This is a genomic window from Psychrobacter glacincola (assembly GCF_965118485.1).
GTDB classification, from domain to species: Bacteria; Pseudomonadota; Gammaproteobacteria; order Pseudomonadales; family Moraxellaceae; genus Psychrobacter; species Psychrobacter glacincola_D.
Window position 1 is genome coordinate 21,803 of record NZ_CBCPJH010000027.1, and the last position, 23,238, is coordinate 45,040.

The 23,238-nt window shown below is 43.6% G+C and carries 44 protein-coding genes; 14 read left to right on the forward strand and 30 right to left on the reverse strand.

The features are described 5' to 3' along the window. Window positions 1-2: 2 nt before the first annotated feature. From ACMHKH_RS10540 to ACMHKH_RS10685, 30 genes are all read right to left on the reverse strand, one after another. A complete protein-coding gene (locus tag ACMHKH_RS10540; protein WP_413520599.1) occupies window positions 3-440 on the reverse strand; it encodes a gp436 family protein in 438 nt (145 codons plus the stop codon). Between the two features lie 3 nt (window positions 441-443). Then, on the reverse strand, window positions 444-620 hold the full coding sequence (locus ACMHKH_RS10545) for a hypothetical protein (RefSeq protein WP_413520600.1): 177 nt from the start codon (window positions 618-620) through the stop codon (window positions 444-446). A 56-nt stretch (window positions 621-676) separates the two neighbouring features. Further along, entirely contained in the window at window positions 677-1,771 is a 1,095-nt protein-coding gene (locus tag ACMHKH_RS10550) for a major capsid protein (protein ID WP_413520601.1), read from the reverse strand. Window positions 1,772-1,782: 11 nt separating this feature from the next. Then, window positions 1,783-2,163 carry a hypothetical protein gene (locus ACMHKH_RS10555; protein WP_413520602.1) on the reverse strand — a complete coding sequence of 127 codons (381 nt, stop codon included), beginning with the start codon at window positions 2,161-2,163 and terminating at the stop codon, window positions 1,783-1,785. After that, window positions 2,163-3,371, reverse strand: a complete 1,209-nt coding sequence (locus tag ACMHKH_RS10560) for a S49 family peptidase (RefSeq protein WP_413520603.1) — start codon at window positions 3,369-3,371, stop codon at window positions 2,163-2,165. Before ACMHKH_RS10560 ends, ACMHKH_RS10555 begins: the two co-directional genes overlap by 1 nt. Before the next feature lie 310 nt (window positions 3,372-3,681). Continuing rightward, complete coding sequence (locus ACMHKH_RS10565; RefSeq protein WP_413520604.1) at window positions 3,682-4,479, reverse strand: phage minor head protein; 798 nt, start codon at window positions 4,477-4,479, stop codon at window positions 3,682-3,684. A 2-nt stretch (window positions 4,480-4,481) separates the two neighbouring features. Continuing rightward, a complete protein-coding gene (locus ACMHKH_RS10570) occupies window positions 4,482-5,993 on the reverse strand; it encodes a DUF935 family protein (RefSeq protein ID WP_413520605.1) in 1,512 nt (503 codons plus the stop codon). Next, window positions 5,990-7,603, reverse strand: a complete 1,614-nt coding sequence (locus ACMHKH_RS10575) for a terminase (RefSeq protein WP_413520606.1) — start codon at window positions 7,601-7,603, stop codon at window positions 5,990-5,992. The genes ACMHKH_RS10570 and ACMHKH_RS10575 overlap by 4 nt, the downstream gene beginning before the upstream one ends. Next, window positions 7,603-8,298 (reverse strand): terminase small subunit, encoded by a 696-nt coding sequence (locus ACMHKH_RS10580; protein ID WP_413520607.1) that lies wholly within the window; start codon window positions 8,296-8,298, stop codon window positions 7,603-7,605. The genes ACMHKH_RS10575 and ACMHKH_RS10580 overlap by 1 nt, the downstream gene beginning before the upstream one ends. Before the next feature lie 56 nt (window positions 8,299-8,354). Then, entirely contained in the window at window positions 8,355-8,516 is a 162-nt protein-coding gene (locus tag ACMHKH_RS10585) for a hypothetical protein (RefSeq protein WP_413520608.1), read from the reverse strand. A gap of 127 nt (window positions 8,517-8,643) precedes the next feature. Further along, entirely contained in the window at window positions 8,644-9,087 is a 444-nt protein-coding gene (locus ACMHKH_RS10590; protein ID WP_413520609.1) for an antiterminator Q family protein, read from the reverse strand. Further along, window positions 9,084-9,521, reverse strand: a complete 438-nt coding sequence (locus ACMHKH_RS10595; protein WP_413520610.1) for a hypothetical protein — start codon at window positions 9,519-9,521, stop codon at window positions 9,084-9,086. The genes ACMHKH_RS10590 and ACMHKH_RS10595 overlap by 4 nt, the downstream gene beginning before the upstream one ends. A gap of 43 nt (window positions 9,522-9,564) precedes the next feature. After that, the gene (locus ACMHKH_RS10600; protein ID WP_413520611.1) at window positions 9,565-9,873 is read right to left on the reverse strand and encodes a DUF968 domain-containing protein; all 309 of its coding nucleotides are present in this window, start codon (window positions 9,871-9,873) and stop codon (window positions 9,565-9,567) included. Beyond that, window positions 9,866-10,381 carry a DUF3310 domain-containing protein gene (locus ACMHKH_RS10605; protein WP_413520612.1) on the reverse strand — a complete coding sequence of 172 codons (516 nt, stop codon included), beginning with the start codon at window positions 10,379-10,381 and terminating at the stop codon, window positions 9,866-9,868. The genes ACMHKH_RS10600 and ACMHKH_RS10605 overlap by 8 nt, the downstream gene beginning before the upstream one ends. Next, on the reverse strand, window positions 10,378-10,560 hold the full coding sequence (locus ACMHKH_RS10610; protein WP_413520613.1) for a hypothetical protein: 183 nt from the start codon (window positions 10,558-10,560) through the stop codon (window positions 10,378-10,380). Before ACMHKH_RS10610 ends, ACMHKH_RS10605 begins: the two co-directional genes overlap by 4 nt. A gap of 104 nt (window positions 10,561-10,664) precedes the next feature. Then, window positions 10,665-11,030 carry a VRR-NUC domain-containing protein gene (locus ACMHKH_RS10615; RefSeq protein WP_413520614.1) on the reverse strand — a complete coding sequence of 122 codons (366 nt, stop codon included), beginning with the start codon at window positions 11,028-11,030 and terminating at the stop codon, window positions 10,665-10,667. Further along, the gene (locus ACMHKH_RS10620; RefSeq protein ID WP_413520615.1) at window positions 11,030-11,179 is read right to left on the reverse strand and encodes a hypothetical protein; all 150 of its coding nucleotides are present in this window, start codon (window positions 11,177-11,179) and stop codon (window positions 11,030-11,032) included. Before ACMHKH_RS10620 ends, ACMHKH_RS10615 begins: the two co-directional genes overlap by 1 nt. Before the next feature lie 2 nt (window positions 11,180-11,181). Then, window positions 11,182-11,532: a hypothetical protein gene (locus ACMHKH_RS10625; RefSeq protein ID WP_413520616.1), complete on the reverse strand. Its 351-nt coding sequence runs from the start codon at window positions 11,530-11,532 to the stop codon at window positions 11,182-11,184. Beyond that, complete coding sequence (locus ACMHKH_RS10630) at window positions 11,529-11,723, reverse strand: hypothetical protein (RefSeq protein ID WP_413520617.1); 195 nt, start codon at window positions 11,721-11,723, stop codon at window positions 11,529-11,531. The genes ACMHKH_RS10625 and ACMHKH_RS10630 overlap by 4 nt, the downstream gene beginning before the upstream one ends. Then, window positions 11,720-12,073 (reverse strand): hypothetical protein, encoded by a 354-nt coding sequence (locus ACMHKH_RS10635; RefSeq protein WP_413520618.1) that lies wholly within the window; start codon window positions 12,071-12,073, stop codon window positions 11,720-11,722. Before ACMHKH_RS10635 ends, ACMHKH_RS10630 begins: the two co-directional genes overlap by 4 nt. Next, complete coding sequence (locus tag ACMHKH_RS10640; RefSeq protein WP_413520619.1) at window positions 12,070-12,654, reverse strand: hypothetical protein; 585 nt, start codon at window positions 12,652-12,654, stop codon at window positions 12,070-12,072. Before ACMHKH_RS10640 ends, ACMHKH_RS10635 begins: the two co-directional genes overlap by 4 nt. Next, window positions 12,635-13,504, reverse strand: a complete 870-nt coding sequence (locus tag ACMHKH_RS10645) for a hypothetical protein (RefSeq protein WP_413520620.1) — start codon at window positions 13,502-13,504, stop codon at window positions 12,635-12,637. Before ACMHKH_RS10645 ends, ACMHKH_RS10640 begins: the two co-directional genes overlap by 20 nt. An 11-nt stretch (window positions 13,505-13,515) precedes the next feature. Beyond that, a complete protein-coding gene (locus tag ACMHKH_RS10650; RefSeq protein WP_413520621.1) occupies window positions 13,516-14,217 on the reverse strand; it encodes an antA/AntB antirepressor family protein in 702 nt (233 codons plus the stop codon). Between the two features lie 65 nt (window positions 14,218-14,282). Further along, window positions 14,283-14,732 (reverse strand): hypothetical protein, encoded by a 450-nt coding sequence (locus tag ACMHKH_RS10655; RefSeq protein ID WP_413520622.1) that lies wholly within the window; start codon window positions 14,730-14,732, stop codon window positions 14,283-14,285. Then, window positions 14,722-14,907, reverse strand: a complete 186-nt coding sequence (locus ACMHKH_RS10660) for a hypothetical protein (protein WP_413520623.1) — start codon at window positions 14,905-14,907, stop codon at window positions 14,722-14,724. The genes ACMHKH_RS10655 and ACMHKH_RS10660 overlap by 11 nt, the downstream gene beginning before the upstream one ends. A 7-nt stretch (window positions 14,908-14,914) precedes the next feature. Next, complete coding sequence (locus ACMHKH_RS10665) at window positions 14,915-15,145, reverse strand: hypothetical protein (RefSeq protein WP_413520624.1); 231 nt, start codon at window positions 15,143-15,145, stop codon at window positions 14,915-14,917. A gap of 9 nt (window positions 15,146-15,154) precedes the next feature. Next, window positions 15,155-15,388, reverse strand: a complete 234-nt coding sequence (locus ACMHKH_RS10670) for a hypothetical protein (protein ID WP_413520625.1) — start codon at window positions 15,386-15,388, stop codon at window positions 15,155-15,157. Continuing rightward, entirely contained in the window at window positions 15,375-15,536 is a 162-nt protein-coding gene (locus ACMHKH_RS10675) for a hypothetical protein (protein WP_413520626.1), read from the reverse strand. The genes ACMHKH_RS10670 and ACMHKH_RS10675 overlap by 14 nt, the downstream gene beginning before the upstream one ends. Beyond that, window positions 15,529-15,768 (reverse strand): hypothetical protein, encoded by a 240-nt coding sequence (locus tag ACMHKH_RS10680; RefSeq protein WP_413520627.1) that lies wholly within the window; start codon window positions 15,766-15,768, stop codon window positions 15,529-15,531. Before ACMHKH_RS10680 ends, ACMHKH_RS10675 begins: the two co-directional genes overlap by 8 nt. Continuing rightward, window positions 15,761-15,970: a hypothetical protein gene (locus ACMHKH_RS10685; protein ID WP_413520628.1), complete on the reverse strand. Its 210-nt coding sequence runs from the start codon at window positions 15,968-15,970 to the stop codon at window positions 15,761-15,763. The genes ACMHKH_RS10680 and ACMHKH_RS10685 overlap by 8 nt, the downstream gene beginning before the upstream one ends. 105 nt (window positions 15,971-16,075) lie before the next feature. Between ACMHKH_RS10685 and ACMHKH_RS10690 the strand changes: the two genes are divergently transcribed. The 14 genes from ACMHKH_RS10690 (at window position 16,076) to ACMHKH_RS10755 (ending at window position 23,147) form a co-directional block, all read left to right on the forward strand. Further along, window positions 16,076-16,738 carry a S24 family peptidase gene (locus tag ACMHKH_RS10690; RefSeq protein ID WP_413520629.1) on the forward strand — a complete coding sequence of 221 codons (663 nt, stop codon included), beginning with the start codon at window positions 16,076-16,078 and terminating at the stop codon, window positions 16,736-16,738. 282 nt (window positions 16,739-17,020) lie between these two features. Next, window positions 17,021-17,359, forward strand: a complete 339-nt coding sequence (locus ACMHKH_RS10695) for a hypothetical protein (protein ID WP_413520630.1) — start codon at window positions 17,021-17,023, stop codon at window positions 17,357-17,359. A 10-nt stretch (window positions 17,360-17,369) separates the two neighbouring features. Then, window positions 17,370-17,648, forward strand: a complete 279-nt coding sequence (locus ACMHKH_RS10700; protein WP_413520631.1) for a DUF6283 family protein — start codon at window positions 17,370-17,372, stop codon at window positions 17,646-17,648. Window positions 17,649-17,658: 10 nt separating this feature from the next. Continuing rightward, the gene (locus ACMHKH_RS10705) at window positions 17,659-17,838 is read left to right on the forward strand and encodes a hypothetical protein (protein ID WP_413520632.1); all 180 of its coding nucleotides are present in this window, start codon (window positions 17,659-17,661) and stop codon (window positions 17,836-17,838) included. A gap of 226 nt (window positions 17,839-18,064) precedes the next feature. Continuing rightward, window positions 18,065-18,400, forward strand: coding sequence for a hypothetical protein (locus ACMHKH_RS10710; RefSeq protein ID WP_413520633.1), 336 nt, complete (start codon window positions 18,065-18,067; stop codon window positions 18,398-18,400). Between the two features lie 3 nt (window positions 18,401-18,403). Continuing rightward, window positions 18,404-18,901, forward strand: a complete 498-nt coding sequence (locus ACMHKH_RS10715) for a hypothetical protein (RefSeq protein WP_413520634.1) — start codon at window positions 18,404-18,406, stop codon at window positions 18,899-18,901. 63 nt (window positions 18,902-18,964) lie between these two features. Next, a complete protein-coding gene (locus tag ACMHKH_RS10720) occupies window positions 18,965-19,723 on the forward strand; it encodes a recombinase RecT (RefSeq protein ID WP_413520642.1) in 759 nt (252 codons plus the stop codon). Next, window positions 19,701-20,324, forward strand: coding sequence for a lambda exonuclease family protein (locus ACMHKH_RS10725; RefSeq protein WP_413520635.1), 624 nt, complete (start codon window positions 19,701-19,703; stop codon window positions 20,322-20,324). The genes ACMHKH_RS10720 and ACMHKH_RS10725 overlap by 23 nt, the downstream gene beginning before the upstream one ends. Continuing rightward, a complete protein-coding gene (gene ssb, locus ACMHKH_RS10730; RefSeq protein WP_413520636.1) occupies window positions 20,321-20,878 on the forward strand; it encodes a single-stranded DNA-binding protein in 558 nt (185 codons plus the stop codon). Before ACMHKH_RS10725 ends, ssb begins: the two co-directional genes overlap by 4 nt. A 193-nt stretch (window positions 20,879-21,071) precedes the next feature. Beyond that, window positions 21,072-21,323, forward strand: coding sequence for a hypothetical protein (locus ACMHKH_RS10735; RefSeq protein WP_413520637.1), 252 nt, complete (start codon window positions 21,072-21,074; stop codon window positions 21,321-21,323). Continuing rightward, the gene (locus ACMHKH_RS10740; RefSeq protein ID WP_413520638.1) at window positions 21,316-21,924 is read left to right on the forward strand and encodes an HNH endonuclease signature motif containing protein; all 609 of its coding nucleotides are present in this window, start codon (window positions 21,316-21,318) and stop codon (window positions 21,922-21,924) included. The genes ACMHKH_RS10735 and ACMHKH_RS10740 overlap by 8 nt, the downstream gene beginning before the upstream one ends. Next, window positions 21,921-22,130, forward strand: coding sequence for a hypothetical protein (locus tag ACMHKH_RS10745; protein ID WP_413520639.1), 210 nt, complete (start codon window positions 21,921-21,923; stop codon window positions 22,128-22,130). Before ACMHKH_RS10740 ends, ACMHKH_RS10745 begins: the two co-directional genes overlap by 4 nt. Then, window positions 22,123-22,824, forward strand: coding sequence for a nucleoside triphosphate pyrophosphohydrolase family protein (locus ACMHKH_RS10750; protein ID WP_413520640.1), 702 nt, complete (start codon window positions 22,123-22,125; stop codon window positions 22,822-22,824). Before ACMHKH_RS10745 ends, ACMHKH_RS10750 begins: the two co-directional genes overlap by 8 nt. A 104-nt stretch (window positions 22,825-22,928) precedes the next feature. Continuing rightward, complete coding sequence (locus tag ACMHKH_RS10755; protein WP_413520641.1) at window positions 22,929-23,147, forward strand: helix-turn-helix transcriptional regulator; 219 nt, start codon at window positions 22,929-22,931, stop codon at window positions 23,145-23,147. The last annotated feature ends 91 nt before the right edge of the window (window positions 23,148-23,238 follow it).

The following is a 23,238-nucleotide window of genomic DNA, read 5'->3' on the forward strand; positions in this document are numbered from 1 at the left end:
CCTCAATTCATACCTGGCATCTTGGCAAACACATCATCGCCAAAGACTTGACCACGATAACTATCACCGATGGGCACCGCAGGTTTGATGTAAGTAGATTGCTGCTCATCGTCAGTCAATGGTTCAGCAAACGTGACATTGGCTTTACCCGCACCCACGTCTTGCAGCCACTTAAGCGCTTCTTTATAACGTGCCTCCACTTCGTCGGTCGGCTCGTTCATGTAAAGCAAATAGCGAGCAATATCAGCACAAATCAACTTTAGATGCTCAGTCTTATTCAATGGCGTTTTATAGCGTATGGATAAGTAACTGTTCATCTTTTCACTAGCGTCAGACAGTGCATTGGTGACTGCAAGCAAGCCGTCATTGTGCATGGACTCAAGCTCAGCTATAGCAAGCTCACCAAAGCGGCTTATTAAATCGTCATGAGTCGCATACATAATTTAGTCCTTTTTGGCGGCTGCCTTGGTTGCAGGCTTTGACTTGTCATCACTGTTAGCTTCTTCGATAGCACCAATATCTAATAGATACTCGATGCGCTCGGCATCCTCTAGGCCAACGACTTCTTCACCGGCGTTAAATTGACCGATTGCATTTTTTGCAATATAAACTTTTGACATAATTTGCTCCAAAAAAAGCCCTACTGATTAGGCAGGGCAATTAAGTTAAGGGTTTATTAAAGAGTGATAAAACCAGTACCACCACAAGCGCCGTTCTTATTGATGGTCACTGGCAACGGGCTTGAATCAGCAATAAACTCATCAACAGATGGGTTATCACTAAACACATGATATGGCATCAATTCCATTGCTAATTTAGCAGGGTTTTTACGATGCTTAATCATACAGAAATACAAGTTATTACCACGCTCAGACACCAACCAAAAACCATCTTCTGGAATCATCAGCTCGCTTGTGCCATCGTCTTTCTCAAACTCAACGTCATACGTCCAAAACTCGATACCCTCTAAAGTACCGCGTAATGTCGCTTCTGTTTCACCGCCAAAACCGCCACCAAACACACGGGTCGCACTGGTATCAAGCGCATTGGTAAAGCGTTTGTTAAACGTTTCATTGTCTGCCAATGCTTCAAACACACGGCTAGACATCAACGCATCCACAGCGCGGCGCTTACCATGCTTGGTTAGGTTTTTAACCATCTTGCGGATATCTTCGTAAGGCGTAGCGCCCACTTGATCCCATGCAATAAGCGGGTTAACTTTAAGATCAACATGACGACCATAATCGACAGTCACACCAGCATTATCATCACCTTGTACGACAACTTTGCCATATAACAAGGCGTCACGGCACATCAAAGCGATACGTGCAGCGATTGACTGACGAATAGTCCAATAAGAGTTGGCGGCTGCCATTTCCCACTCGTCTTGCATACTTGGCGGTGTGCCGGCAGCATTGGTTGAAATAACGCGCATAGATTGCAATAGTTTTTGCATCTTAGCGTCAATGTCGCTTAACGGCTCAACCACACAAGCAGGTTTTAAGTAAGGCGCTTTGATATAACTGACGTTTAGCTCAACCTTATCTTTAATCACACGACCTTGTGCAGTCGGCAAAACGGCTGGTGCAAGTGGCACATAGGTTTTAATCTCGCCTACTGGCACTTTATCTTGACCATTTAGTAAGATGGTATTGCCAAAATAACGGTCACGTAAAAAGCTATCAACTGGCTTGCTGTGGTCATAAACCGCGCCAAGCTCCTCAAAAGATGCGGTATCAATTTGCGCATCATCAAATACAAAAGTAGCCATAAATTCTATTCCTATTTAACTACGCTAAGCGTGATTTTAGTTGAGCGATTAGCATACGCGCGCGCTGCCAGTTTCTGAGTCGCATTAAGTGCCACACCATTAAGCTTGACACCTGCAACATCGAATTTACCAGCCACATAAACGGGCATTTCAACACCCATCGCTAGTTTTTCAGTTGCTTGCTCAGCGGTCACATCAGCCAAACAGATAACATGCCAATCAGCTTGTGCGCCAGTGCTAGTATTACTGTGCGTCGCTACGTTGGTGCCAGCAGCTATGATTAGCAAATCGCCTTTATGATATGCGGTTGCCGTAGTTGGTACGACGCTATCCGTGACAGGCGCGATATCAACTGGTAACGGCTGTTCGGTTGTATAAGTGAAATCAACCATTATTTAGCTCCTTGTGCTTGTGCGGCTGCTACTGCTGCCATGATTCTACTTTCGCCACTTTCACGGCCATTGGTTGCTTGTTCTTTGTCCAAGCCATCGGGTAATGCTGGTGCTTTAGGCTCAACTGGTTTTGCCATAAATTCAGCAACAGCAAACTGTGCGTTATCCATCGCTTTAAACGCTGTCACTTGCTCGTCGGTAAACGTGCGACCAGTATCAGCAGCCAACTTATCGATAGCTGTTTGACGGGTAGCGGCTTGCGTTTCTGCCAGTGCGTTTTGCGCTGTCAGTGCTGCGGCTTTTGCATCAAGGGCTTCTTGCTTGGCTTGTGCCTCAGATGCCTCTAATGCTGTGATTTTGGCTTTCGCCTGTGCTAATTCATCCACGTAATTCTCCTCAAGTTGCGGATTAGTGTTGCTCTGTTTGGTGCTGCTTGACACTGCTACGCTATCCGCAATCGCATCAATTAGACCTAATTCTTTGGCTTTGACGGCGGTGAATACATCACCTTCCCAGCCCTTGACTGTCTTAGCATCAACATTGCGCTGTGCTGCTACATGATTAAAAAAGATACTTGCTGATTCATCGACGCTTTCTTGTATTCGCGTTTTTTCTTCAGCGGTTAATGGTATAAGCGAGCTAAAGGCGGCTTTCCACTTTCCTGACTTGAATATCGATACTTTCTGACCTTCAATGTCTAGCGCCTTGCTAAACTCTGAGTGAGTTGCCAACACACCGATACTGCCAATCTCTGAATGCTTGGATGCAGTTATCGTTCTTGCACCTACGCCCATCCAGTAAGCGGCTGAGTTCATATCGCCACTGACAAATGCGTCAATAGGCTTTTCTGACTGGTAAATATTTTCGATGATCCCATCAAGACCAGCAACATAACCGCCGGGACTATCAATATCTAAGACAATGCTAGTCACCGTGTAATCGTCATTGGCTTGCTGTATGTAGTCCGCTAAGTTTGCATAGCCCGTCACACCCCATGAGCGATAGTCGCTTGATGTTTCAGGTACTAGCAGACCGCGCACATCAATAGTCGCTACGCCATTTTCGACTGTGTAAGCCGCTTCGCTATCATCGTCGTCATAGCGTGATAGCGCCTTAAAGTCGATAGACGCAAGCTGATGCTCAAGCCCTGTGCAGCTCATGAGCGCATGACTATCAATATCGCGCTTAATCTTTGCTTGTAAGTTCATATTTCACCCATTAAAAAAGCCCTTACATTTCTGTAAAGGCTTGGTGTAATTCGTTTGTTTATTTGGCAGCGCTATTTATCGATTGAAGTCAGATAATTTAATATCAAAGTAGAAAATCACAGCTACAAGTATCAACCAAATCAAAACAAGTGCGCTTGATGCACCCATCATAAAATACATGAATTTTATTTCGCTCATAATAAACCCCTTATTTTAGATTTATTATATCACTTCTTTTTACGTCTCTTTGAGTAAGTGACGACGGCTATATCTATCAGTAGCACAATAGCTCTGAGTATTCGTGATTTGTTCATGCCTCTTGCTCCTCAACCAGTTTTTTAGCCTCGTCAATCATCGCTGCAAGTTCAGGTATCGGCTGTGCTAACATCACTGTAATAGCTGCCTCAATCCGCTGTCTTGCTGCGAGTATCGCACCTGACTGCTTGTAATAAGTTATAGCAAGTTCGGCTATCTTATTGTTGACTAATGTTGTCATGCGATTTGTGTATTGCGCTGGTGTACCACCAAAGCCGTTTTGGGGGTTAACATCCGGCAAGTCGCCATCCGTCGTAATCCCTTTAGCATCAGCTTGCGACTTGGTTAGCGAGCGCATATGGCATCGACATAAAAAATCGTCTGGCGCGTAGTGTATATCCCAAAACGGATCATCAATATGTCTAACAATGCCATCTAAAATACGATGAGCAGGTCTTTGTCTGCTGTCATTGATACCATCACGCATCAAGTAAGGGCGCTCAGCCTTGTTTTCTTGCTGCTGATACCATCGACCGCGCCCATAAGCGCCTTGGATATTAGTCCTAAAGATATTGTCTAGCCGATGCTTTGGCAAATTAATATCAATATCGCCCGCTTTGACCGCCTTTTGGAAGTCTGCAAACGTACCGCCATCAACTAATTGTTCATTAACCAAGCCCATCACGTGCTTGATCTGCTCAGTCTGTGCTAGACCTGCTATTGATACCGCTTGCTGACGCTGTATAGGTGTCATGACGTTGTAGTAATTATCAGGCAGTACAATCTCACGATTTAAAGCGTAAGCAATGGCTTCAATAAACTGTACGTCAAATCCTGCTGTTAGCGTTGCCATGGTTAAACCTCACTCGATTCATCAGCAAAACCATGCACATCAGCGACCTGAATAGCCGTATTAACTAACTGTGTAAACTCATTATCAGCCAATCCCTCACCGCATAGATTAAACAGTGCCTCACGCAGGCTATCTGCGTCCGTAGCGTTATTGATAGCCGATAGCACCACATTAGTATCAAACGGCTGTACGCTCGCATTTAGCGCATCATCTGCGACTTGCTCAAGCTCCATTTGCTCATCGGTAAATTCGCGGTCACTATCAGCAGCTTTAAACGGCAACCACGTTTGTTTAGCGAACGTATTAGCCTTAGCTGATATTGGTAATGCGGTCACTGGCTGACTCATACTCTCAACGTGTGAGATATGGCGCTCCTCATAACCAAGCTCATCAACGAAGTATGTCTTATTGAATCTAAGCCCCATGTCATACGCTTTTTTGTCAGCGTCTAACTGGTCAATCGGAATAACTTTTTTGGCAATCCATTTAAACTCTGGCGCTTCTAAACCATTGGCATAGCAGATGATATTAATAAAATTCTGAATAGGTTTCAGCGCATGCTTACGGTCACTACTAAAGATAATCTCTTGCTGCTCTTGTTGCACCTTGCCTAGTGCGTAACTACCGCCACCGTCTGTACCACTGGTGAGCGTTTGACCTAGCAGATAAGTCGTAATGCCTTGCTTAGCAACATCATTATAAGCAACGAACGCTTCACCATGACTGCCACCAGTTACCGGCGTTACGCTTTCCTCAATGCCGATAGTGACGACACCCGAGTTATGAGCTGCCAGTAATGCATTAGCAAAGTCTTGCGCGTCCTCATCACTGGTCGCGTCAGTCTTACCGATCAATAGTGGGGAACCAAAACGCTCTAAGAACTTAGACCAAAAACGCCAACCATTAGTTTTGAAATAATGCAGCCAATAAATGCGGCTTAGTAATGACTTGCCTTTTGGCTCTAAGTACGTGGGTTTGTGCTGTTGGAATAGATAACGATACTGATAATCATCTTGGTCGCTGACCGTAATTGCCTTGCTGCCATCGTTTGGATACCACAATAAATCGCCGTTAGCTTTAGGCTCAAACCAATCGATAGGCTTGCTCGTTAGCTTAGTGACGACGTTACGCTTTTTATCGTCTTGCCCCCATACCATTTCAGCAACATCATAGCCGTACAGCTTGCTGTCAATAACGCCTTGCAATATCGGCTCTAAGTGCAAATCTAATTGCTCATAGATAAACTCAGCAACCTTACCTTCACTTGGCATCAACGTATAAAGCGAGCTTGTTAGCTCCTCAGTACGTCTATCAACCGCTTGGTCAATATCGGGGTCAGTAAGTAGCGTCTTGAGCGCATAGCGACTGACACCTGCTTTTTTAAGTATCTCGTCGGTGTCTTGGCGTATGAGCTGTTGATAAAACATCTTGCCGCGAAAATCAATCGCTTGCTCTTGGCTTAGTGTGCCGCCAGCTTTGACACGGTAACGCGGCTTTTTAGTCATGTCTGTCATCTGTACGTCCGTTTGCCAGCTGTGGCTCTATGTCGTTTAGTGGATTTCTTCTCAACCATGTTGTCAGCGAACACCATCATCACCGCATCAAATCGATTTGGCGATGGTGTGCCTTTTGGTTTCTTATTGATTAAAATTTTGCCCGCATTGGTTTTTGCGTAGGTAGGCTGTGAAAGTTCAGTAGTTAGCTTGGCAAGTTCATCGAGCGTGCTATCAATACTGATAATGTCATCAGGATGAAATGCAGTACCGTCAGTGACAGCCCTATGTGTTATTAAGAAGCGCTTGCGTAGCGCCCATCCCGCTTGAGCTTTGAAGTTATCAAAAGCGTCGCTGTTCTTTTTACCTAAGATATCTTCACGCTCGGGCTTATAAATACCGGCTGAACCTCTAAATGGGTGAGCGACAACGTCAGGCAGACCTGTGCGCTGCTCATTAATTACCCTGGCATCGCCCCTAACCCCTGCGCCAAGACCATCAGTATCGTACAGAAAGTATTCTGACTGACTGTCAGCAGTAGCCTCAACCGCCTCTTTTGATGTAGCAAATATATCTGAATCCTTGCCACTCCAAGTAGTCAAGCTGTTAAGTAACACACCATAACGACCGGCTATTGAGTTTTTATCAATACCCTCGTCCGCCACATCTAGCGCCATAATCTTACTGCCGCTGATAGTAATTCCCAGTTTCTTGTGAGCATCAATAGCAGACTGGACCCATGCTGACGGTATCAATACGCCTTCAACCGACGCTGAGTAGTCAATATCAATCTCTTGCGCGACTGTCACCGCGTCGAGTTCATCTAATTGCTTGTTATACCAAACATCATCTTTGCGCGGATCATCACGCCAATGGAAGGTAAACACACGAATACGCCCACTGTGACGGCGTAATGCAAATGAGTTATTACTGCCATTGGGTGTTGATATATCATTGCGACTGTTGGTAGTAGCTGACAGTGAAGCATCAACAAGATGCGGACGCTCTAAGAAAGCAGCCTCATCAACAAAATACAATGACGCCCTATCACCACGACCAATGCCGTCACCTGCCTCACCAGTAATCACGCTGCCAGTTTCGGGTAATATTATTCTTTTAAATGGGCTGTGCTTTTCTCTAATCCAACCACCGCGAAACTCAGGCGGTAAACCACTTAAAAACATACGACCTTTTTCAAACAGTGCTTTAGGACTGCCGATAAGGTCAACGTATTCCTCTTTACGACTACCGACACCAACTGATAAGCCGTTGTTATGCAGCCCTAGCGAGCATGACAAGCCCATCATGAGCCACGACATACCCATATCGCGTGTCTTCTCCGTGATGGACGGTTTTTGCAACTTCCAACCGTCCATCAGCCAATGAATCCACTCCTCTTGCTTAGGAAATAACAAAAACGGTATGTATGACGGTAAGCCACGCTCAATGTTGCGCGGGTCATATGTCACACCCCAATCAATAATAAATTGAGCTGGATTGTCTTTATAAAATGCTTTTAGTGCTGGTAGTGACTCAGGGTTTTGTCTAATGCGCTGTAATCGCTCAATACGCCATTCGAAAACCTGTGCATAATCAGGATTTTTAAAATCAAATGCAAAAGGGATAGGCATTATTTACCACCCATAATATCCTGATAGGCTTGGCTTGCTGCTTGAGCGTCACCGTTGAAGTTATTAACTGTTGGCGTCATGCTGCCATCTTCCGACACATGATTGACCGTATCTTTAAACATACCCAAATGCCTTGCTACGTTATCCAATGCCTTCATCCGGTCTGCCACATTAACCTTGATACCAAACTTGGTATTTTCAGCACCTTGGTAGAGTAGCCTACCTGTCGGTGATAGCTTGCTCGTGTCAGCAATATGAACATGCGGCGAACCTTCACCTCTACACTTTATGCAATCAGCGTCTGGCTCTTGACTTATATCAACGACGGGCGTTTCATATTCATCGTCTTCAGTAAGCGCGCCGCCATAGCACCAACCACAAGCAACACGACGAACACTAGACAGCTCGTTATAGTCTGCATTAGCAATCTGCCACCACTTACATAAAACTGTGTCAGCGTCAATTCTAAGCCGCTTACGTCTGTCTGCTATTGCTTTATCAACTGCCATATCAATGTTAGGTTTTGTTAGGTTTTCACTACCTATAGATGCCGCGCTATTCTCACTATATCCTGCTGCCTTCGCTGCTCTAGTCGCATTGAAATCAACAATGTATTCATCTACAAATAACTGCTGTCTTGGCTCAAGCGGAATATCTTCTTCACTCACAACGCTGTTAGGCGTATCGTTTGACATAACACCTCCCAGCGTTAATCGGTATAAAAAAGCCCGCGGTTAAGTGGGCAAAGTGTTTATTTACTTAATTCAATCTTACGCACAAAACTAGCAGCATCTTTACTACCGTTATTAGCGCGTGTCTTTAATATATCGAGATACGACCGCTTAGTAACTGGGTTATCAGTCTCATGATAACGATTGTATATTTCTTCGTGACTGTCTTGGTATTGGCTCATAGCAGCTTCCATGCTAAATCGTAGGCATAAAAAAGCCCCATCCGTGAAGATGAGGCTTGGTATTATCAGTTCGCTGTACACAAATTGCTTAGCGTAACATAAATGTACCATAGTCTATATTATGAAGTCAATCAACTAAACGCCCATCTATGAAACCAATTGCACTCTCTAACACCCTTGTTACCCTTACTGGACTAAACAACGGCTTACCTAGAAAATAATTAATATCTCTAGCTACATCATCTAGACTCATATTGCCTATGTATGTATTCTTGATTACACGATGGCGCATTGCTTTAGATAAAAAACTCATATCCTTGTTGTCGCAGTAGTAACCAACAAGCGCATCTAGTCGCTCGCTATTGCTCTTTAAATCTGCCACAGCATCATCTACCCTCAAAGCATCATCATCGCTGATATAGGTCAACTGAGCTACCTTCGTGGGTGCATCTGACTTATCTTTATGAGGCGCTGAACGCATCAACATCAAACTAGGGCTTTTGCATCCTAAGTTATGGTTGTCTCTTGACCACTGACCCCATGCTTTTAGCAATTCAACTGTGTCACTCATATATCACCCTTAATCCATTGGTAGTCGCTTGGCTGTGGAAGGAATAGCCCTTGTGCATTGTAAAAATGATATATCTCATCAAGATATTCGCCCATCTGCTTTGTGCTCGCTTTAGTTGTACTGAATAACCTAGCAACCCCTTGTGCCAGTCGCTCATACTCTTGCGCACTTAAATGCTTTTTAGCCTCGTTGAGCACTAGCACTGTCTCCGCTGTCTCTAAGTCGTCACGCTGATAAATCCTGACCAAATGAGCGCGTTTTAATATCGTGTGCTGCTGCTCTTTAGTGTTGCCGTCCTTACCGCCGATTATCGTTACCCATTTCCAGTAGAGAGAATTTTGAGCCACTGACCGCGCTCGCTCTTTACTAATCACCTCAACCGTTACGATTGTTTCAACTTCTCTGTTTTCTTTGTGGGCTTGGTACATCGACATGATATAAGCACATAGGTTTGTGAATACGTCTAAGCTGATAACTCTAAAAACTCTCCGGATAGTTTTGAATGGCTGCATCCTCTAACCTCTTTAGTGTCTCGTTTGTGCTTTCTAGTTTTTCGGTGAACCATTCGAGCGATTGATTGCGGTCCATACCCATGAGCATCTGGTCAAATCTTTTATGGTCCGCATCACATAACGGTATCGTATATTTATCATCGGCTTTGATGGACCGACCTTTTCCGTGCTCACTAAAGTTTGAATGAGCCGCCTGTGAACGCGGCCCCATGCCGCAAACACAACACGGTAAGGACCGGACCTGTTCAAGTCGCTTGTTATCGCGCTTACTCACTTTCTAGCCTTGCGATTTCAGCTTCGATACTCCGCTTCACATCAGCCCACATATCTTCATAAATAAAATGCATGGCATCCGCTATATTCACGTTCCGATGCTCAGCTATTTTTACAATATTATCTATCAATCTAATATCGGTGATTTCCTCCATAAGCCATGCTTGATCTGCATACCAAGCCGCCTTTTTCAAATCCTCAACCGTTGAGCCTTTTTTCCCTGCCCGATATAAATACTTGAAGCAATTCCCACCGCAAAAACTCATTTTTGAAGTCACTTCGATACATTCGATTCCGCTTGCATCTTTGTAGTGCGGCGGATGGTTTACCATGTCTGCTTTAGCTTTTGGCTCGTGATGCTCTAAAAAATCACTGGTGTACCACGGTATAGAAAAACCCTCTCCATTTTCTTTGACCATCAAGCTATCACCTGATAAAACAACAACCTCAAACTCTTTTGGCGTTTTCTTCTTCTGTACCCACTCACTACCAATCTCGATATCACTCATTCCCCATGCTCCTTAAGCAATCCATCTACAGCTGACTTGACCTCACCCCAAACAGATGGATCTATAAAAACAGACTCGTTATTAATATCGTCATGGATAAATACATCGCCCGTATCAATATCAATTGTTAATCTCCCTGCACCTTGTTTGATTGTTATTTCATTGCCCGAACTAATCATTCTCATATCTCCGTCTTAAGCCTCTCAATCCCATTCAGCACCATTGGCATATAAATGGGATTTAAAGCGCTTGTACCCTTGTTAGTGTTGCACTGCTTGCGTATTTAAGGCCATGTCTCCAAGTAATCAGTTATTGTTTTGATGCTTTCATCGAATCCGTAGCAGACGACTGCCCTATAACCCTGCTCATTGAGTGCATCGATCCTTTGCTGCTGAATCGCGCTTACCCTGCCCTTTGGTTTTTTAAGCTCGATAAACAACCCGTTAAAACCACCTCTTGCGATAAAGACAAATAAATCAGGGAATCCTGCGAGCGTCCCCATCGCCTTAAACCTTGTTGCTGTCACGATATGCCGTTGACCACCGTTGGGTGAATGATGTATCAGCTCAGATAATGGCTTGCCGTTTACTTTCTTGTGACGCGCCCAGCCAATGATCTGTTTTTGTATGTCATCCTCTGATAAAGCCATTACTTAACCTCCTTGTGCATTTGCTCAAACGTCACCTTGTCGTAGGTCTGTTTGCTAAAATCCTGATAAACAACCTCAACCTTATTTAATCCAATCCATGTTTGCTGGATTACTATTTTCTTATTTCCTATATGCTCTAAATTACCCATCTCTAAGCCCTTACAACAGCGTACGAATTAACCAAATCTACTTTCAAATCCTTATCCCCTGCTCTCAGCTCATCAACGAAGTCATTACCAAAACCGAATATCACTTTGGACAAATCACCCTTGCCGCCTCTGTCCTTGAAAACCATGCCCTGCAATCCTCGCTTATGTCCGTCCGTGTCGAATATGTGCAAGGTGACTTGAAACTTGCGGTCTTTTTTCATAATCCGGTGGCGCTTCGATTTAATCCATTGACCGGTAAAATCTGCTCTATCTGCTGCTTTCTTATAATCGTCATCGTGCAAAAATATCTTGAAGTAACCGTCGAATACTGGTTTAAATACTGTTTGGCTCATGCTTGCTCACTCCCTGCCATATCTTTCTCCATCTGCGCTTCAATCTGAACAATGTCCAATCTATCCATCAGTGCCGCTTCTTGGTCTTTGCCGTCATACTCAAACGGTGCTATCTGCCAATACTTGCCGTCCTCTAGTATTTCGCCTGATAGCTTGCCGTCTTTGATTGTTTGCATTGTTATTGTTCTCATACCGACCCCTTTACCATTTCTTCGTGAGATTCCCAAAGCGTAGGTTCTTTGACTTTGATTTCTGTCATCTGGTCGCAGTGGTGACACTTGGTTCTTTTCTTGTTCTCAAGTCTGCGAGCAACAATTCGATTGTGAGCTGCTTCGCGGTCAGTACGTTCTCGGTATTCGTCCAATTCTTTTTTATAGTTACTTAGCCCGTCTGAGTAATTCATGATTTCATCAAAAGGATCTAGCTCGGTATCACAGTTTCTACACGTAATTTTCTTGTTTGCTCTATCGATAGTTATTTGATGGTGCTCGCACGATGTTATGACTTGATATTCTCTTTTCTCGAATTTGATAATGCTCATACCGCTTCACCTTTTTTGCTGCCAAACTTGGCTAAAAATGCGTCAATGTTCGCGCTTGCTGCTGTGCCCTGTTGTACCGGTGTATGCTCATAAGCCAACTGTCGCTCTTCAGGAATAACAAACCGGTCGCCGTTCTTATGCTCGCTCACCACTTGCTCGTAAATCTCCTGAAAGGTCTTGAAGTAATACTCGGTGGCACTGGCTAACACTCCCCAACCGATGCGGTTTGCTGTCTCATAAACCACCTCATGCTTCCAATCTCGCTTAACATCACCTTTCATGCCGCAGTTTTGGCAAGCTGTGTTGAAAGCGGATTGTGCTGCTGGGTATTCGCTTGCTTGACCTTGCTTGCATAACTGAATGAAATCGTATGCGCGCTCTACTGGGTATTTTTGATTCTTTACTGCCTGATAGCGTCCGTGTTGGTACTGTTCTGCGTTGATACCTGACTCTAGTAACTCAACCGCCCACTCTCTTGCTCTTGCTGGCTCAAAACGATGTTTCTTGTACTCAAACAGATCGCCGTACTCACTCTTGAATTCTGCAAACAATTTTAAAACTCTAGCTGTAGCTGTCTGCACTACTTCCGGCTTGTACTTCCACTCCAAACTCTTGGTTAAACTCTCGCTGCATTCTTTGTTCGTATTCGTCTTGAGTTTCGCGTTGAGGTCTGTTGTTAGCTGGTTGATGGTTTGCATTGTTATTCCCCTGATAATTTGTTTTAGCTGGTTGGCTGCTTTTCTCTAAGACCTTTGCACAACGTTCATCACTATCAATTACGTTTTTAATTAGCACTTGGCTGTTTGATTGATACCATTGGTCGTTAATTAAAAAGAGCATTGCCTGTTTGATTTCATCTGCTGTAAAAGTCTTTAGCCTTGTCTTAACCTTTTTTACCCAAACCGATTTTTTTACCTGAGCGTTTGATGGTCTGTTTTCATTCCACAAATCAACCAGCATTTCCGCCTCACACGTAATAGGTTTACTATCTGGTTTACCATCTGTGTTTATATCTGGTATAGGTGTTGCACTTCTGCAAAATGCATTTTGCAATAATGAAATATCCATTTTGCAATAATGAAAAATGGCATTTTGCAAAAGTGAAAAATGGCTGTTATCAATGCTTTCAACCGAAAATTCAGGCATTGAGTACCATTTTGTGCGGTCATAACCTTTCTTGTTATAGTTGCCAGATAGCACTAAACCCTCGCTTTCCATCTGCGTTAATAAACGATGAATCTTGCTTGAGTTGTAGTAAGGGAATAAGGTCGCAAAAGCCTTGGCTGAGTTGTAAGTCCAGTAATAGCCGTCGTGTAGGTTTTTCTCATTAGCCTTATTTTTTTCTAGCCAAAAGCGTAGGTTGTAGAGAATTACAGCCTTCTCTACACCATGCTTTTCAGCGTCCTCTATATAAAAGCTATGAATCTTCACTGCTCTCTCCCTCATGCAACGCTTTCACTCGCTAATTTGTCGAATATCCAAGCCTGACCCTTAGTGGTAAATAAAGGCTGTTGATGCCCTGTGCTACCTTGTTTCATCTCACCCAGACCTTTCTCTATAAACCACGCTCTAAACTCTTTACCTCGCTTACAGCTACCGTTGTAGACACCCATAGCCTCTAGGTGCTTATTTAATTTCTGAGGTGACGACAAGCCAACTGAGTGAGCTACCTGCGTAGCGTTTAATAGCGTTGAGCGTTCGACCACAGCGTCATAGTGAGCAACTTTAGGCGCAGCAAGCGCCAACTGTTCTTGCGCTATCTGTTTGGCTTGGTACTCATCTGCCCATGCTCTAGCTGCTAGTGCTGGATTAGTAAAATCAGGTAATGCTACGACCGGTTGGCTTGCCTTGCGCTCACACTCTAAAAAGTAATCTCTGATTCGTTCGCCCATTTCAGTGCGTACTTGCATTGCTAGTTTTTTGGCAAACTCTATGGATAAAAGGTAGTTTTGCGTTTGGTTGCCGCTAGCCATGATGGCGAACCCCACAAAATCCACGCCCTGAGTAGCAAATGGGTTTTCAGCTATGTTTTTGGTGTGCCATCTTGACCAGTGCGTAACGTCTAGACCTAATGACTGGTAAAGCTCTTTAGCGTCGACCGCTTGCTGCAAATCTTGATTTTCTTGAATAATTGGTAATTGCATGTCATAATTCTCACTTGTTAAGTTTGTTGTATGCGCTTTATCAGTTAGCCCTGATAAGGCGTTTTTTATTTCTCTGCTACTTTGTAAGACAGACCTGTATTCACTCCATAACCCTGCCTATTCATATCAACTCTTATTCCTAGTCGTCTAATGTCATTAACAATCTTGATAACGTACTTTCTGCATAGCGGAATATCATCAACGTAAATAGTTTTGCCTTCCAACAAGTCATCTCTTATCTGTTGAGATAAAGACGTGCTTTTGCGCTTGTACTTCGGCATGATTATTTTCTTATCTATCTTTGGTGCGGCTCTCTTTGTGCCAGCCAAACTCCAAACGATAGGATTGTTAGTACAGTTGGCTTCAAACCCCATTCTTGTTAATACCGCTTTAACTGACGATTGATTTCTAATGCCTTTAAACTCGCTATGGCGTATCTCACCGTAAGCGACTTTCTGTGCAACTATTTCTGCTACCCTGTTGTAAAGTGGGTGAGTGGGTTTCTTACCGATCATGACTACCTCTCTTTGCTTTCTTAATGACCTTTTTTTGCTGTGCCAAGATGATGATTTTGGTGTGCTTGCTGTAGTGATTGCTGTTGCAATAAAGACCTGTGTTATCCAATGCTGTGAGTTGCTTAATGCCAAACTCTCTATCAAACTGTTCAATAGCTGATTCACTGATTGCCATATCTCACCTATAAGATTTCTTCTGCTAAAATCCAGCCGACTATCGCCTTACCTCGGCATACCGTTAAAATATCCAGTTCGTACTCTGTTTTAAGTGTTCTGATTGCATACCGCGAACCATCTGCGCTGATACCTAGTGCTTCAAAATCTAACCAGTCTAAAAACTGACCTTTTTTAAACTTACCGCAAAGTAGGTCTAAATTTTTACGTAGCTCTGGGCATCTGTTTTTATGAGACATGACCAACCTCTATGCAAAGTGAATTAATGTATAAACGACAATGATTGCTAACGTCATATGAGTAATGAACCGCATCACGCCATGCCAAAAGATTTCGTTTACTCGCTTCTTACGCTCGCTTTCCTCAAACCTTGTGATTGTGTTTCGGTCTGCAATTCTGTCTCTCTCTACTTGCGCCGCATTTTCGTAATAAAGATGGGCTTGTCTCTCGCAAGCAAATAAGTCTTTGTCAGTCGATTTCATTGTCGTTATCCTTAACGGTGTAGGTGTTTTTTGGTACGTCATAAGTAGCTTTGATAACATCGAGGCGCTGCTTACTCGCTCGCTGTTCCTGCATCTTCTTAGCGTGTCTAATCTCACGCTCCCAGTCTGCGATTTCGCGTTCAGTCATTGTCTTCATCCTCAAAATCGTTCGTTTCGTTCGCATCGTTCGCTAGATTGCCAAGTGCTCGTAACGTAGCTTGAGCTTGTAGGCGACGACGATTGATTTCATCATCAATCAAACGTCTAACCCACTGACTAGGCGTAGCATCTTCGTCAAACGCAAAGTTTTTAACCGCATTTGCGCTATCACGGGTTAAGTGGGTTGGTATGCAGTCAGTGAGTTTTGATTTACTAGCCATGTTCTAAATCCTGTAGTTTTATCAGTGGCGGTACATCCGCTTTTAATTTACCCCCAGTTTGCAGCTCTAAAATTGCTTGTCTGCCCTCTGGAATCCCGTGTTGCTTGTAATAGGTCAATTGCGCTAAAGAGATACCTGTTTGCTTTTCGATTTCTCTGTAGCTTTGACCGTCAAAGTAATTTAGTAACTGGTCAAATGTCATGTTCGTATTCCCGTTCTCTTAATGTTCGTATATTAGAACACATTGTTCGTATTTATGTCAAGCTTTTATGTTTTGATATACGAACACTACTAAGGAGGCTTACAGATGAATGATGCAGCAGATAGAATCAGCAAAAGAATGGCTGACTTAAAGATAAGTCAAGCTGACATAAAAAGAGCAACTGGCGCGGGTAAGGCGACTATAAGTAGCTGGGTTAAAGGTGATACCAAGCCATCGGGCGTGTATGCTACAAAATTAGCGTCATACTTACGCTGCAATACTGACTGGCTGCTATCAGGCATAGGCAGCATGACTAATGCGCCCGTAGGCACTGAGCAAGTCGATTTAGATCATAATATGGCTGGTAAGATGCCGGTTATCAGTTGGGTGGCAGCAGGTGACTGGATAGAAGTCATGCCAACCACGATGGATGACGTTATACAGTGGATTCCAAAGCCTGAGCATTTATCAGAAAGGGCTTTTGGTTTGATTGTCCGTGGTCGTAGTATGTTGCCTGAATTTAAACCCGATGAAATAATTTACGTTGAGCCAGACGTAACACCGTGGGATTTAAAAGACGGGGATTTGGTTGTGGTGCAATGCAATGATGATACGGATGCCACGTTTAAGCAGCTTGTCATGGGCGATGGTCACAATGATATGTATCTCAAGCCATTAAATCCTGATTGGCATGAGCAGCGATTAACGCCAATGGGTGAATGTAATTTAGTAGGTATTGTTGACGGTAAATACACTCGCTATAGATAGTCGAATATAAAAAAATAACATCATAAAGCCTCGCTATTGCGGGGCTTTTTATTGCCTGTCGTAAATTAGTTCGCTTTTTAGAACAAAAGTACTTGACCTCTTGGTTCGTATATGCGAACATAGCGTTACTGATTAGGAACACACACCAATCACTGATTATTTACATACCTACGTGCGATTCGTCAATCGTAGGCAGTAAGCAACTAAACGAACACCCACAAAAAAGCCCTGCGAGGCGACTAACCAAATGCAGGGCTACTTACTAAATAAGCGAGAGAGATTATGACATACATAGATGATTATTTCAAAGGATTAACAAACACCAATGTTGGCTATGACGCAACGACCCCTAGTGTAAGCCGTGACGGACGTTCAGCAAGTTTCACGATGTATATCGAAGATACGACCATCGAAGTTGATGTTGATTTAGGTTATGACGGCAACCGTGATGAAGTGACTATCGAGCTAGTTTACGCGGACTCTTACGATGAAGATTGCGCTGCATGTGACATATCAGAGATTGATTTAGATGCTGTGTTTATCGAGCTGCATAACAAGTACGGAACGCTAGACAAGGCTTACGACTTACAAGCTAAAGACTACCACGCTGACCACGCATAAGGAGCAGATCATGAAAATACCATGTGTCAAGAAACCATGCAAAGACTGCCCTTTTCGTGAAGATAGCTTAGAGGGTTGGCTTGGAGAAGAACGAGCGACGCAAATAGCCGAAAGTCCATCGTTTGTTTGCCACAAGAATACTGATTTACAGTGCGCCGGTCACATGATTATGCGCGGTCACAGTAATTCATTCGTGAGAATGGCAGCGCGCTTCAACATTGATTTAGGGCTTAAAGGTCAAATTTTGGTCTTTGATGATACTCAAGACTTTATCGACCATCACGCATAAGGGGCATGACATGAAACTTTGGGAACTAGCATTTTACGATCATGGCACTTACTGCATTGAATATCACTGGGGTCATACACGTATGCAAGCGAGAGGTCAGGTAGTCCAGCGCTTAAAACATCAAGTGATTTTTGAAGTTGAGCGAGTGGTTGACGAAGAAACACATAAACCGGTGGAGGTGGCAGCGTGAAGCAGCTAACGAAAGCTATATTCAGTAGTGCGCCTAAGTGGGTTAAGAGCGCTGCTATCAACGCAGACGGCGAGGTTTATTGGTACAACGCAAGCAAAGACCAGTTATCACAAACACATTGCGAGCACTTTATAAGCGTATGGATAACTCGCAGGTCTAAGTTTGTAGGAAAGCACCCCAACCCCGTTGACTGGCAGAATAGTGCAATAGATAGAAAGGTGAAATCATGAGCAACGAATTAGTAGGTATCGCATTGGTAGGTGGCTTGCTATGGGGTGGTATCGCTTTTGCGATGCTACCTGATGCAGTCGATAGCGAGTACAGCAGCAAGCAAGCATCTGTTATCAATCACAAGTTCGACAACTTAGACAATCAAGCCGACCTTGATGATGATATTACTTATCAAGCAATCGATGGTAAGGCTTACAAGATGGTTGACGGCTTAGTAAGTAATGAGTGGCAGCCATTGACCGCTGACGGTTATATCGACGACTACGACAGCTCGGACAAGGCTAAAGAGATTAAGGCGGCTAATGAAAGTTTGAAACGGATTAAGGGGTAGATTATGAAACTTAAAAATATAAGTATCGGCGATTTTATAGAAGCTAAAAATAAGCATGGCGGTGATGTTGGTTTTGATGTTTTAGAGATAGGAAAGTCTTACGAGGTGATGGGTTTTAATGAAGATAGCGACTTGACGGTAATTATCTCTGTACCTGAACACAAAACGTTCCGTGATGGATTTTATGTTTGCCATGAGTGTTTTAGAAAGCCAAAGCAAAACTCGCTAATCGAGCGTGACATAGCAAAAGAGCTGCTAGAAGTTGATTTGAGTAGTGAGCTGACGGGTAGTGATTTGGCAAGGGCTATGTTAGCAAGGGGTGACAAGTATGTAAGCGGTTTTGGTCACCATCAATCAGATGATGGCGCGGTATATTCTACGTTTGCTGATACCGTTACACGCTATAGCCATTGTTTTCACTCCGCTCAAAATTCTTGGGATTATTTTGTGCCTATCAACAACCAAGGCGAACCGTTGACCGCTAGCGAAGTCGGTTTATAACTAATAAGGAGTAAGACTATGAACAATCAAAACATAGACGGCTTAAGCAGCCAAATAGCAGTAATGGCTGAAAACCTAAGTATGAAAAACGTGAGCAATGAGAGCCTACAAGCCACATTGTTAAATACAGTTTTTAAAGGCGCTAATTACGATCAGCTTGTGTCGCTAATCATTGTCGCTAATCAGTACGGTTTAAACCCATTCACAAAAGAGATTTACGCCTTTCCAAGCAAGGGCAGTATTACCCCTATTGTATCGGTTGACGGCTGGTCGAGAATCATTAACGACAATCCGCAATGCGATGGTATCCAGTTTGAGCAAGATGATGTAAGCGCCACTTGTAAGATTTATCGCAAAGACAGAACGCATCCGACAATCGTTACCGAGTATTTGTCAGAGTGTGAAATGACCAATAGTCCGGTTTGGAAAAAATACCCAAAACGGATGTTACGCCACAAAGCCCTTATTCAGTGTGCCCGTATCGCTTTTGGCTTTAGTGGTATTTATGATGAAGATGAGGCAAAACGCATTGACGGCGGCATAACAACCGTTGTCAGCGATGCAGAGCCAGTGAATGACGGTTATAGCGAGTTTTATAACGCTGAATACCCAAGACTACTTGAAGCAGCAAACAAAGGAACTAGCGAGCTAATAGAGGCGCAAAAACTGCTAAATACGCTTGACAATAAAGACCACGCCAAACGCTTATGGGCTGCTGTCAGTCCTGAGCTAAAGCAGGTAGCACAAAAAGCAGATATGAATAATGCAGACGATATTATTGATGCGGAGATAATCGAAGATGAACCTACTACAACGGCATGATGAATGGCTGTCTGACAGGGTTGGCAAGATAACTGCCAGCCGTGTCAAAGATATTAGCGCCAAACCACGTAAAGGCAAGGCGCTTAATGCAACGATGACCACGCTATTAACTGAGCGCTTAACTGGTGAAATCGAAGATAGGCGCATAAGTGATGCTATGCAATGGGGTATCGATAACGAGCCAAACGCAATAGCAGCTTATGAGAATGCAACTGGTGAGTTTGTGGTGGGCTGTGGATTAATCACTCACCCTGCCATATCAATGAGTGGTGCAAGTCCTGACGGATTAATCGGTGATGATGGCTTAATCGAGGTCAAGTGTCCTAACAGAGATACACACACCAATACGATATTAACGCAGCAAGTGCCTGAAGAATATATGCCACAGATTACATGGCAGTTGGCTTGCACTGGTCGCAAGTGGTGCGATTTCGTGAGTTATGATCCGCGATTTAGTGAGGACTTGCAGACCATTATTATCCGCGTAATGCGCGACGATGTTGATATTGAGGCGCTAGAAAACGAAGTTGCGGCTTGCAATGCCAAGCTGAATGAAATTATAGAAAACTTAACCAAAACCAAAGAAGGTGAAACAGTATGAATGGAGTTAATAAAGTAATTTTGGTCGGTACATTAGGCGCTGATCCAGAAGTACGTCAATTCAACAATGGTGGCGGTGTGACTAATATATCAATCGCCACAACTGAAAAATGGAAAGATAAGCAGACGGGTGAAGCTAAAGAAGAAACTGAGTGGCATCGCATAGATATGTTTGGTCGATTGGGTGAGATTGCAGCTCAATATTTACGCAAGGGCAGTAAGGTTTATATCGAAGGTAACTTAAAGACACGTAAATATCAGGCTCAGGACGGCACTGACCGCTACGCCACAAGCGTGAGAGCACAGCAAATGCAAATGCTAGATAGTGCTAACGGAAGTCAGCAGCAAAGCAGCCAAGTCTATCAGCAGCCATCAAACAGTCAGCAAGCGCCTAACGCCTACGCTCAAAAAGTCGCACAGAACGCGCAAGGTATGCAGGGTCAGGTTAATAACCACATGGCACAGAATAACCAGAACACAGCTATGGCAGGTGGTGGAATGGGTCCAGTAGACGATGATATTCCATTCAATCGATTTTATGACGGTCAACTTTAACTAATTACCTTGCTCAGGGCTAATAGAGCCGTTACCTAGCCAGTAGTGACGTTACAACGCTGGCAGCAATGATTGACACTCCTTGCGTATGCCACACGTCATACGTGCGTTTAAATCGCAGTCGAGGCAAAGCCGGTTGACCACCGATAGCACTTAGGTGCAGGTCATCTATTTACTAATGAGGATAATAAGAATGAGTAATACACGTAGAGACATACATGCCGTCATAGGTTTCTCGCACGATATGCTGAATAATCTGATGAACCCTGATCTAACACCCGAACAATTAGACGCTGAAATTGCTAGAGCAAAAGCTGTTACGCCTATTATCGCCCAAGCTATTGATGGTGAGCGCGTTATCAATGAGCGAGTGAAGATTGTTAGTGAGTACGCACCTGAAAAGATGGTTGATGTTATGCGTAATCAGGCGCTTGGCTATGATTAAGTGCAGCGTTTACAACAAAGAGTTGGTTGATTGGGTTCGAGACAATCAAAAAGGCATATCAAGGGCTGACCTGACCGCCAGGCTAAACAAGCGGTTTAACACTGATTTTAGCGTTAATGTGGTTTCATCTTTCTGCAGAAGATGCGGCTTTAAGAGTGGAGTGAATGGCGGTCAACTTAAAAAAGGCGGCATACCCTGGAACAAAGGCAAGCCACACCGCACAAATTCAGACTACTTTTTTAAAAAAGGGCATGGTGGGTTTAAGACAAAAGAGGTTGGCACAGAGCGTTTTTGCAGTAAAGATGGTTACGTTATTATTAAAACTAAGCAGCCACGAACATGGAGGCGCAAGCATGTTGTTATATGGGAACAGCACAACGGTAAAATCCCTGACGGCTATTGCATTAGGTTTTTAGATAATGACCGTACCAACTGCCATATCGACAACCTGGTGTGTATTCATCGTGGGGCTAATGCGGTTATAAACCACCAAAACCCTGCTAATAGCGATAATCCTGATATTAATCACGCAATCATACTGACTGAGCAGATCAATCACACCATTAAAAATATAGATAGATATAGGAGCAATGCGCTATGACCCAAAAACTAAACTGGTCAACAAACGACGTAGCGAACACTGATACTCACAGCTATCGGATAAGCGAGATAGGCCACACGATACAAGTTATCTACAGCAAGTTACCGGACGGCGTGGCCATGCAATCTTGCTACTTAGAGAGCAAGCAAGAAGCTAAGCAATGGGCGCAAAACTATCATAATAAATATGGGGCAAGTCATGAGTAATTTACCGTTACAGCCGTTGGTTTGGTTTGAAACTGAGTATTCAGTAGGTCTTATTCCGAATATAGGAGCGCAAGGCGCAGGTATATTTTATCGAATAGCAGAAGTAGGTGACAAGGCTGCTGTTACTTGGCATGACCAATCTGAGGGCAGCACTGGCGCCAAAGAACTAGGTTCTATCTGTGAGGCTAAAAGTTGGATTGAAACAGACCACTACCCTAGCAAGATGCAGCCGTATGTTAAGCCTGATTCTATCACTGATATTCGCAACTGGTTTAAAGCCGCAAAGCCTGAGCCGACTGACTTGGATAAATGCGTTCAGATTGGATGCCATTTTGAGGAGTTTGCTGAAAACCTAGAGGCTATTAATGGCGATGCAAGTGACATACATGACGCAGCTAACGACTTGAAAGGCGCAGGAAGGTCAGAAACTTCCGATGATATAGCTATGTTTGTCGAGCAGATTAATGGTTTAGAGTTACTAGACGCCCTATGCGACCAAATCGTAACCGCTACTGGTGTCGCTTATATGATGGGCTTTGATATTGAAGGCGCACTAAAAGAGGTTATACGCTCAAACAATAGCAAGATGGTCAACGGTAAGTTTGAGTTTGATGCTAACGGTAAGATTGCAAAGCCTGATAGTTATAGCGAGCCTGATTTAACGCTGTTTGTTAAGGAGAGTGATTGTGAGTAACGAGAAAATGGCAATATGGGTTTTATATACACTAAAAGAGTTTAGCGCTGACGATATAGACACGATGACAAAAGCGCTGCAAGTGAAATTAAGCGAGGTACAAGATGACTAACTTACGACGATTACGAATCGAGCAAGTAGTTGATAAAGTGGCAATACCAAAATCAACTATTTATGAGAAGATAAAAACTGGTACCTTTCCGGCTCAATACAAAGATGGGTCCTCGTCTTTTTGGTTTGAGCATGAGCTTGACGCATGGCTTGTCAAAGTGCATAATTTACAGCTCGAACCGGTGCCGGTACCAGAGCACGACGAAGCTTGATATTAATTAATAACAGTAAAATTAACAGTAATCTAAGTTATTGAGATTAACTAAAACAATACTATCAATGGCTTAGGTGTTTAATTCAGTA